Annotated in this window: 11 protein-coding genes; 4 read left to right on the top strand and 7 right to left on the bottom strand. The window is 51.7% G+C overall.

Going from position 1 to position 9904, the window contains the following annotated elements; all coding sequences use genetic code 11:
* Positions 1–565: 565 nt before the first annotated feature.
* The gene (locus tag AC2FNV_RS22590; RefSeq protein ID WP_496774582.1) at positions 566–1630 is read left to right on the top strand and encodes an SGNH/GDSL hydrolase family protein; all 1065 of its coding nucleotides are present in this window, start codon (positions 566–568) and stop codon (positions 1628–1630) included.
* A gap of 280 nt (positions 1631–1910) precedes the next feature.
* Here the strand turns inward: AC2FNV_RS22590 and rplT are convergent, their stop codons facing one another.
* The 5 genes from rplT to pyk form a co-directional block, all read right to left on the bottom strand.
* A complete protein-coding gene (gene rplT / locus AC2FNV_RS22585; RefSeq protein ID WP_170482090.1) occupies positions 1911–2276 on the bottom strand; it encodes a 50S ribosomal protein L20 in 366 nt (121 codons plus the stop codon).
* Positions 2277–2290: 14 nt separating this feature from the next.
* The gene (rpmI, locus tag AC2FNV_RS22580) at positions 2291–2491 is read right to left on the bottom strand and encodes a 50S ribosomal protein L35 (protein WP_039523697.1); all 201 of its coding nucleotides are present in this window, start codon (positions 2489–2491) and stop codon (positions 2291–2293) included.
* Positions 2492–2675: 184 nt separating this feature from the next.
* Positions 2676–4229: an alanine/glycine:cation symporter family protein gene (locus AC2FNV_RS22575; protein WP_170604360.1), complete on the bottom strand. Its 1554-nt coding sequence runs from the start codon at positions 4227–4229 to the stop codon at positions 2676–2678.
* 12 nt (positions 4230–4241) lie between these two features.
* Positions 4242–4679: a universal stress protein gene (locus tag AC2FNV_RS22570; RefSeq protein WP_496774580.1), complete on the bottom strand. Its 438-nt coding sequence runs from the start codon at positions 4677–4679 to the stop codon at positions 4242–4244.
* Between the two features lie 262 nt (positions 4680–4941).
* The gene (gene pyk, locus AC2FNV_RS22565) at positions 4942–6387 is read right to left on the bottom strand and encodes a pyruvate kinase (protein WP_170604362.1); all 1446 of its coding nucleotides are present in this window, start codon (positions 6385–6387) and stop codon (positions 4942–4944) included.
* 117 nt (positions 6388–6504) lie between these two features.
* On the opposite strand from pyk, the gene AC2FNV_RS22560 reads away from it, so the two are divergent.
* The 3 genes from AC2FNV_RS22560 (at position 6505) to AC2FNV_RS22550 (ending at position 7948) form a co-directional block, all read left to right on the top strand.
* Positions 6505–7242, top strand: coding sequence for an N-formylglutamate amidohydrolase (locus AC2FNV_RS22560; RefSeq protein WP_170604364.1), 738 nt, complete (start codon positions 6505–6507; stop codon positions 7240–7242).
* Positions 7243–7316: 74 nt separating this feature from the next.
* Positions 7317–7556, top strand: a complete 240-nt coding sequence (locus AC2FNV_RS22555; protein WP_170604366.1) for a DUF6868 family protein — start codon at positions 7317–7319, stop codon at positions 7554–7556.
* Positions 7557–7633: 77 nt separating this feature from the next.
* Positions 7634–7948: a DUF1244 domain-containing protein gene (locus AC2FNV_RS22550; RefSeq protein WP_170482107.1), complete on the top strand. Its 315-nt coding sequence runs from the start codon at positions 7634–7636 to the stop codon at positions 7946–7948.
* A gap of 58 nt (positions 7949–8006) precedes the next feature.
* On the opposite strand, the gene AC2FNV_RS22545 is transcribed toward AC2FNV_RS22550, so the two are convergent.
* The gene (locus AC2FNV_RS22545; RefSeq protein WP_170604368.1) at positions 8007–8867 is read right to left on the bottom strand and encodes a D-amino-acid transaminase; all 861 of its coding nucleotides are present in this window, start codon (positions 8865–8867) and stop codon (positions 8007–8009) included.
* Positions 8868–8877: 10 nt separating this feature from the next.
* The gene (gene dgcA / locus AC2FNV_RS22540; protein WP_170604370.1) at positions 8878–9843 is read right to left on the bottom strand and encodes an N-acetyl-D-Glu racemase DgcA; all 966 of its coding nucleotides are present in this window, start codon (positions 9841–9843) and stop codon (positions 8878–8880) included.
* Between the last annotated feature and the right edge of the window lie 61 nt (positions 9844–9904).

The raw sequence follows: 9904 nt of genomic DNA, 5'->3' as shown, positions 1-9904 counted from the left end.
TACTCCCGCAACCAGCGTCGGAATATCTCAAAGAAGCACGTTCAGACTACAATTGATCCCCCGGATCAATTGCTTAACGTCTTCACATCGTCAGCCTCAAACCTAAAGGTCCGAAAAAAACAACCACTTAATGGTCAATTTTCAATTCTGTGCGGAGAGCAACTAGATCGCGTAGAAAACTTGTTCCTGGTCGAACTTGGAAAGAACAAAGTCCTGCTGAAGTTGTCATTGCGGCTAGCAAGATGTCGTCGGCAGGGTCTTTGTTCCCTGCTTTAATTGTTTTTTCGTTGTCTGTTTATGGTTTTTTACTATTGAATTTATGGGTGGTATGCTTTTGGTTCTGTTTGTGCACTCAAAACACAATTCATTCCTTACTTGATTTAGGCCTCTATTCTCTCGGGTTCCGGACAATAAAGTTGGTGCGGGTCTACCAAGCTTAGGTGTCAATGAAAGGCTTGGAAAACAAATTGAATTTGATTTATCCAGCTCAGGGAATGCTACTCTAGGGAGTTCATGTATGTGGCGAGTAGTGGTTATTAATTGTTTGCTGCTAGGGATCGCGTTCTTGGTTGCCGAGCTTATTTTTGGCACGTGGTTTTCGGATCAACACGCTTTGATGAAATTTACGAAGCTTCGAAACTACGAAAAAGTACAAGAAAACCCAATTCATGTAGGAAAACCGACTGTAACATATTCTCGCGACAATTATGGTTTTCGTGGTCTTGAAGGTGATGTGTCCGACATTGACATTTTAACAGTTGGCGGTTCAACAACCGATCAACGCTGGGTCGATAACTCACAAACTTATCAAGCTGTCATGCGGGATTTGTTTGCTGCGTCCGGGCAGTCTGTTTCAATCGTCAACGCGGGTATTGATGGTCAATCTACATTCGGTCACATTGCGAATTTCTCATCTTGGTTCAATGAGATCCCAAATTTAGATGCGCGTTACGTTTTGTACTATGTAGGAATTAACGACCTACTAATATCTCAGCCTACGGACACATACGACGTGGTGGCGCTGGAAGACAATGCTTACAACAATCTTAAAGCGACGATCAAAACTAAGTCGGTTTTCTATCAACTTTATCGGGTCGTTAAGTCAGCTTTCGCTGAAGAACATTCACTAAACGAATTGAATCGAACAAACATTGCCGATCGTGAACCTCTTGTCACAGAGCCAAAAATATCCGCTCCTTTGGACGTTGTTTTTGGACCTTCACTCGAAAGTTATACTGATCGTATTTCTGAGCTAGCCAAGTTGACCCGTGATTTCGGTGCGGAACCAATATTCGTTACCCAGAGAAGCGCCCGTTGGACCCGCCGCAATGGCCAGGTAGCAGGTATTGCGGAATATCAACCCGATTTTTTTGAGTTGGTTCGTCAGCAATTGCCCAAGGAGTATCAAAATTTGAACGGGGTTGACTTTTATCGGTTTGAACGCGCCCTTGCAGACGCTCAAATGGCTGCATGTGAAAACGTAGATGCCATTTGCTTGGACCTTATGGCCGAGATCGATTTTGATCTTGCATCCGATTTCTATGACCCGATTCACACCAGTGCGACAGGTTCACAAGCAATAGGCGAGTATCTTTATTCCAGGCTTGGCAATCTCGAACTTGGCGATTGAGCTGCTCACAATCATTCTGAGGGAAAATTCATCAGCGATCGAGTGGTCTTGGCTTCTTGGTCAATCGGGTATTAGAGGTTGATCCGCCATCGACTCTTCTGGGAATGTGCCCAGGACTTTCAATCGCGGCATCAGTCGGGTTCTGGCCCTGCGCGAAAGTATTTCCAAAAACAATAGTTATTCGCTTCTCGCAATATTTGAGTTGAAATCACCGCTATGAAAGCAAGAAAGGCCGCTCTCAAGCGAACGGCCTTTTTTCACTGTCTCTCTCTAAAGAGATTTAGGCGGTAAGAGCCGCCTGAGCTTTGGCAACGATCGCGCCGAACGCTTCCGGTTCGTGCACGGCCAGATCTGCCAGAACTTTACGATCCACTTCAATGCCGGCAAGGTTCAGGCCATTGATGAAGCGTGAATAGGTTAGTGCCTCGTCATGCGAACGCACGGCCGCGTTGATACGTTGAATCCACAACGCGCGGAAGTTGCGCTTGCGGTTCTTGCGGTCACGGGTCGCGTATTGGTTGGCTTTGTCGACGGCCTGCGTCGCAACTTTGAAGTTGCTTTTGCGACGACCATAGTAACCTTTGGCAGACTTAATGATCTTTTTGTGACGAGCGTGAGTTACGGTTCCACCTTTAACGCGGGACATTTCTGAATCTCCTCTTAGCGGTCGTAGGGCATGTAGCCCTTGACGATCTTGGCGTCGGGGGCGGAGAGAGTGGTGGTGCCACGGGCGTCGCGGATAAATTTCTTAGTCCGTTTGATCATGCCATGACGTTTGCCAGCTTGAGCCGACATCACTTTACCGGTCGCTGTCACCTTGAAGCGCTTTTTGGCGCTCGATTTGGTCTTCATCTTGGGCATTTCCGTCTCCTATCTTCGGGTTCGGTATATAACGCGACTCGGCATGCCACATCGGCCGGTCACGCAATCAGAAGCGCCGTTTACGCAAGTTTTGATAAAGAGGCAAGGGGGTTTTGACCGGAAACTTTGCTTTTGGCAGAGGGGTCAGGTTCCGAGGCGACAAAGGTCGCCCCGGTGCTTTCATTCAGTGACCGAATTTCCGGATTTCGCCACTCTTAAGCCGCTCCGCGTAGGAACTCAGTTCTTGGCGAACAACCTTCATCAGGAAGTAGAGCGCGAAGACATTCACAACGGCCATAGCAAAGATCGCCGCATCCGAGAAATCGATGACGGGACCAAGATTGGCTGCTGCACCGATAACGACAAAAATGCAGAAGATGATCTTGAACACCAATTCCTTAGTCGCGCCTTCGCCAAACAGGTAGGTCCACGCCTTTAGGCCGTAGTATGACCAGCTGATCATGGTCGAAAAAGCAAACAGAACCACGGCGACCGCCAAAACGTATGGGAACCAACCGAATGCACTTGCAAAAGCGGCCGAGGTTAAGCTGACGCCAGAGTTTCCGTCGACTGTAGCGATAGCTGTACCTTCCTCGTTCAACATATACATGCCCGTTTCGGGGTCGATGACCAGCTGCTGTGTGATGATGATTACCAAAGCGGTCATAGTACAAATCACGACTGTATCGATAAACGGTTCCAGCAGGGACACAAACCCTTCGGTGATCGGCTCTTTTGTACGCACGGCTGAGTGGGCAATGGCCGCGGAACCAACCCCAGCTTCGTTCGAAAACGCAGCACGACGGAAACCTTGTATCAACGCACCGACCATGCCACCAGCGACGCCCAGCCCGGTAAACGCACCCGCAAAGATTTGACCAAAGGCCCAGCCGATTTGATCGGCATGCATGATGATAATCACCAAGGCGGCCAAAACATACATAACACCCATGAACGGTACGACCTTTTCAGTCACGCGCGCGATGGATTTCAGACCGCCTACGATTACAGCAAATACAATTCCGGCAAAAACCAAGCCAGTGATCCAGCCGGGAAAGTCCCCGGTGATACCCGCTATCTGCTGGTGGGCTTGATTGGCCTGGAACATATTGCCCCCGCCCAAGGCACCCAAAATACAGAAGATCGAGAACAACACCGCCAAGATTTTGCCTCCCGGCAGGCCGAGTTCGTTGAACCCTTTGGACATGTAATACATCGGGCCACCAGAGACGGTGCCGTCGTCGTATTCATTGCGGTATTTCACGCCGAGCGTACATTCAGTGAATTTCGAGGCCATGCCCAGAAGACCCGCAACGATCATCCAGAACGTCGCGCCCGGCCCGCCGATACCTACGGCAACGGCTACACCAGCAATGTTCCCCAGTCCGACCGTACCAGACAGCGCGGTCGCCAGCGCCTGAAAATGGCTTACCTCACCTGCATCGTTTGGGTCAGAGTAATCGCCCTTAACCAAACTTACCGCGTGGCCGAAAAACCTAAATTGAACAAATGCGAAATACAGTGAAAACACAGTTGCAGCGATAACCAGCCACATCACGATCCATGGAACGCTCGTCCCTGGGAACGGTGCAAAGATAAAACTGACAAAAGGGCCGGTGAAATCCGAAAATGCCTGATTAATTTTTTCGTCAAGGCCAACGGCTTCTTGAGCTGCAGCTGCGTTGGCTAATAGGCCCGTTGCAAGACCGGAAACGCCAAGTTTTTTTGAAATTATCATTGTTGCCCCTCCTCAATTTACGACCGTGACTGGCACGTCGGCATGCATCACCAGATATTGGGTCGAACTGCCAAATAGCCGCTTTTTGATACCGTCTGCAGACGCGCGGCCAACTATGATTTGCGATCCATCGTTTTCCACGGTTATGGCGTTCAAGGTTTCCGCTACATCCCCGTGGCGCACGATCCCGTAAGCGGCGAACCCTTCGGATTTCAAAGCTTGCACTGCGGGTTCTACGATCCGTGATGTCGCAAGTTCGATCTCTTCTTCGCGCCGCTTGTGGCGAAGCGCATTTTCTTCCGGGGTTTGAAAGGTGAAAGGGGACCACTCGATTACGTAGACGACCAACAGTTCGCAGGCGCCGATCCTTCCTGCCAAATCTTTGGCAAAGGCAATCGCGCGCTGTCCGTTTTCGGTACCATCCAGTCCTATGACAATTTTCGTTGTCATTTCGTTCCTCCGATTTTGTTTTTGTGTGTCGGTGAAGATGTACCGACCTGGCAACCCGAACCTGGAACTGATCTGAGGGCTGCTGCCAAAAAGGTATCAGATTTATTCGCAAGGTGATTAATTTTTTGGCACATTCTTAGGTGTTGGGGAATTTTTACTGAAAAAACAATTGCTTTTGAATAATGTAAAACCCGCCAAACAAAGCGTCTGGCGAGTTCGTAGCCTAACTAGCTCCGTGCTTTTTCGATCCGAAAGACGCGATTTATTCTGGGTCGGTACTGTAAATCAGCCGCTCATCGCAAGGTGCAACACGCAAGATATTCGTACTGCCCGGTACATTGAAAGGCACACCTGCGGTCACAACAATCTGATCAGTTTCACCGGCAAATCCGCCGGCGCGTGCAGCGCGGGCGGCATTGACTACGGCGCTTTTGAAACGCTCCAGCACTGGCGTCATTACGCAATTGCAACCCCAGGACAGGCACAAACGCCGCGCTGTGCCGGTCAAAGAAGTCATCGCGATGATGGGGACACCGGGCCGCTCACGAGCGGTCAGCAACGCTGTTGTACCGCTTTGGGTGAAGCAACAAATCGCTTTAATATCAGTTTTTTCAGCAATCTCACGCGCGGCTGCCACGATGCCGTCTGCAACCGTGGTGCCCTTGGCGGTGCGTGACGCGGCAATGATCTGGTCATAGGTAGGGTCAGCTTCGACCTCGATGGCGACTTTGTTCATTGTTTGAACGGCTTCAACCGGATACGAACCAGCAGCCGATTCCGCGCTGAGCATGATAGCGTCCGTGCCTTCATAGATTGCGGTAGCAACATCCGAAACTTCGGCGCGCGTGGGCATCGGGCTTTCGATCATGCTCTCCAGCATCTGGGTTGCCACAATGACGGGCTTGGCCGCGGCACGCGTGCGGCGCACCAGCCGTTTTTGGATCGGCGGCACTGCTGACACTGGCAATTCAACGCCCAAGTCTCCGCGGGCGACCATGATACCGTCTGACGCATCAAGAATTTCTTCGAATGCCTCAATCGCGGCGGGCTTTTCTATCTTGGATAAAATCGCGGCGCGTCCGTCGGCCAACGCGCGAGCTTCGAACACATCTTTAGCGCGTTGTACGAAGCTAAGCGCCAGCCAGTCCACTCCCAGTTGGCAGACAAATTCCAGATCTTCCCTGTCTTTTGCCGACAATGCGGCCAATGGTAAAATCACATCCGGCACATTGACGCCCTTGCGATTGGAAATTGCGCCGCCAACTTCGACCGTACAATTTGCGAAGTCTGGGCCGCACTCCTGTACGATGAGGCGAATCTTGCCATCATTAACCAGCAAGCGCGAACCTGTTTCCAGAGCTGCAAAAATTTCGGGGTGGGGCAGGCAGACCCGGTTGATGTCTCCGGCCTCGGGGTCGAGGTCCAACCTAAAACTGGCACCTTCTTGCAGTTCTTCGACGTCATTGGCAAACAGGCCAACTCGCAGCTTTGGGCCCTGCAGGTCGGCCAGAATCGCGATTGGGCTGTCCAGATCATTCTCAACTTGCCGAATGATGCGGTGGCGCTCGCGTATTTCATCGTGGCTGCCGTGGCTCATGTTCAGGCGGAATACGTCAGCGCCTGCTTCGTGCAGGGCGCGTATCGTATCGTAGTCGTTTGACGCCGGACCAAGCGTCGCCACAATTTTAACATTTCTCAGGCGTCGCATTAGTCTTGCTCTCCTCAATCACTCGATGTTACCGCAAACAGTGCTCGGATTGCTTATTGCGCAATTCCCTTTCCGAGGCAACTGCCCTACACCTGCGGCAAACTAGATGACAGGCTCATGACATACACCCCATTTTTTGTGCACGGCGCAGATCGTCCATCACGCTGGTTGATTACCTGCGATCACGCCACCAATACTGTACCGCCTGAAATAAATGGTGGTGATCTGGGACTGCCACGCGAAGATATGGAGCGTCACATCGCCTACGACGTGGGCGCGTATGAAGTTTCCAAACACTTGGGCGAGATTTTGAACGCGCCTGTGATCGCGGCCAATTTCTCGCGCCTCGTTATCGACCCGAACAGGGGGGAAGACGATCCGACGCTGCTAATGAAGTTATACGACGGTTCAATCATTCCCGGAAATCGCAATGCTGACGGGATAGAGCGCGAACGCCGCCTGAACATGTGCTATCGCCCTTACCATGAAGAACTTGAGCGTCTGGCTGGCTTGCCGCACGCGGTGATCGTGTCGATGCATTCCTTCACTAGGCAATTGCGTGGTCGAGAGCCGCGCCCTTGGCATGTCGGCGTGTTGCACACACCGGACGAGCGATTTTCACGTCCACTTATCGACAGGTTGGCGGCCGAGGGCGATCTATGTGTCGGCGTGAACGAGCCCTACACCGGAGTTTTGCCTGGCGACGCAATCGACAGACATTGCACTGCACATGGGCGCCCGAATGCTCTGATCGAGTTGCGTAACGACCTGATCGCCGATCACGCCGGGCAACGGGATTGGGCTGAACGGATGGCCGTGATCCTACAAGACGCGTTGGTTGACAGCGGCTTGTAACTGCGACGGTTTTCCTAACTTTCATAATTGTGGGGCTTTTTATTAACTCTTATGTACTGGGAAAGGAGGCGACTATGTCTCAGGAGTTTCTTTCAGCCGTGTTCGGTTGGATGGCTGTGCTGAACGTCGCGGTTCTAATGTTCACCACATTGATGATGTTGTTACTGCAAGACCAGATCGCCGACATTCACGGCAGGATTTTCCAGATGGAGCGTCCGCATGTGAAGCGAGCGTATTTTCGGTACCTTGCTAACTATAAAGTTCTGACCCTTATTTTTTGCATCGTGCCATGGCTGGCCTTGCAACTTGCCTGACATGCCGTTTGTTGAAACATCGCCTTTGGGCCGCTAGGTCAGGTATGGTATACAACTCTGTCGTCGGGAGCCGGACCATGAACAATCAAACCGAAATCGAACTTCAGGCCGCTGCATTTCGCCGCCTGCAAAAGCACCTGATGCAAGACCGTACCGATGTTCAAAACATTGATATGATGAATTTAGCCGGGTTCTGCCGCAATTGTCTGTCTCGCTGGTATCAGGAAGCGGCCAACGAAAAAGGCATCGAGATGGGGAAGGATGAAGCCCGAGAGGTTTTCTATGGCATGACCATGGATGAATGGAAAGCTAACTATCAAACCGAGGCAAGCCCTGAAAAGCAGGCAGAGTTCAAAGTCGCATTTGAAGAGAATGTTGGTAAAAAGGACTAAATTTCGACATCGGCAATTGACACGGCCCGCCTATTAAGCGGGCCTTTGATTTGCCTTTTTAGATGGCTGCCTTTCGGCTTTCATCCAAATAGATTTCACGAAGTCTTTTGGCTATTGGCCCCGGCGAGCCATCGCCTAGTTGCACTCCGTCGATCTCGATAACCGGCATCACGAACGCGCTGGCCGAAGTGGTGAAAGCTTCATCCGCTTCTTTGGCTTCATCAATTGTAAATAGGCGTTCTTCGACTTCCATCTGCGCCTCAGCCGCCATTCGAAGGACCGCCTTGCGGGTTATGCCGTGCAGAATCTCGTTGGACAACGGCCGCGTTACGATTTTTCCACCTTTGACAAAGTATGCGTTGTTACTGGTGCCTTCGGTCACATGGCCATCCTCAATCATCCATGCGTCGTCACAGCCAGCGGCTTTGGCCATCATCTTGCCAAGAGAGGGATAAAGCAGCTGCGTCGTCTTGATATCGCGACGTCCCCACCGAATGTCATCGATTGAGATAACTTTGGCGCCCTTCCTCGCGGCAGGGCTGTCTGCCAATCCCGGTTTGTTCTGAGTAAACAGCACAAGAGTTGGTTTTGTATCTGCAGGCGGGAAAACAAAGTCCCGATCACCGTCGCTGCCGCGGGTCACCTGAAGGTAAACCAAGCCTTCCTCGATGCCGTTCTTTTCGACTAGTTTGCGGTGAATTTCCAGCAACTCTTCTTTTGTGCATGGCTCGGCCATCTGGAGTTCGTCCAAAGACCTCTTCAAGCGCAAGGCATGACCATCGAAATCGATAAGTTTGCTGTCTAAAACACTGGTGACTTCGTAGACCGCATCGGCCATCAAAAATCCGCGGTCAAAGATTGAAATCTTGGCTTCGGTTTCGGGCAGGTATTCACCATTCACAAATACGGTTCGGTTCATGTTTGTCTCCTCAACCCCAGAGATCCGCATCAGGCGGGTGAACTCCGGCGTTGTCAAAAGTTAGTGGTCTGGCGCGGTCTTCGGCCAGAAGTAACGGGCCGTCAAGGTCCGTTACCATCGCGCCCTGCGCCACTAACGTGGCAGGAGCCATCGCCAAAGAACTGCCTACCATACATCCGACCATGATATCGTACCCTTCGGCTAGGGCCGCCTTGCGTAGTTCAAGCGCCTCTGTCAGGCCACCGGTTTTGTCCAGCTTGATATTAACTACATCATATTTCCCTTTTAGACCGGGCAAGCTGACCCTGTCGTGACAGGACTCGTCGGCACAGACCGGCACTGGGCGGTTCATGCCGATCAAGGCATCGTCTGCGTCGGCAGGCAGCGGTTGTTCAACTAAGGCCACGCCCAGTCTTAGAAGATGTGGCGCAAGATCAGCGTAAACTTCAGCAGACCAGCCTTCATTTGCATCCACGATGATCTTTGCATTTGGCGCGCCAGCGCGAACAGCCTCCAATCGCGGCATATCATCAGGCGTTCCCAGCTTGATCTTGAGCAGTGGTCGATGGGCGTTTTTGGCTGCCTGTTCTCGCATCGCCTGTGGCGTGTCCAAGGACAAAGTGTAGGCCGTGATCTCTGGCCCGGGCGTGGGCAATCCAGCCAGTTCCCAGGCGCGTTTTCCTGCCCGTTTGGATTCAAGATCCCACAAAGCGCAGTCGACGGCATTCCGGGCAGCCCCTGCTGGTAAAAGCTCCATCAGAGAATGACGGTCATACTCCTGCGGTAAGCCGGAGATTTGGGCTGTTACAGATTCGAGCGTCTCATCGTAACGCGAATATGGTACGCATTCGCCCCAACCTTTATGCGTGCCGTCGGAAATCTGAACAGTCAGCACTTTGGCCTCTGTGCGAGAACCACGCGAGATGGTGAAAACCTGCGCCAGCCGAAAAACGTCCTGAGTAACTTCTAGCTGCACACAGAAACTCCTTCAAAATTGTTTGATCATGCAGATGGCGAGCATCCCCGGCTCTAACAGC

The sequence above is a fragment of the Ruegeria sp. BHSA163 genome (assembly GCF_059613365.1).
Note: the sequence above shows the minus strand (reverse complement) of the source record. Positions and strands in the feature narration are given on the sequence as shown.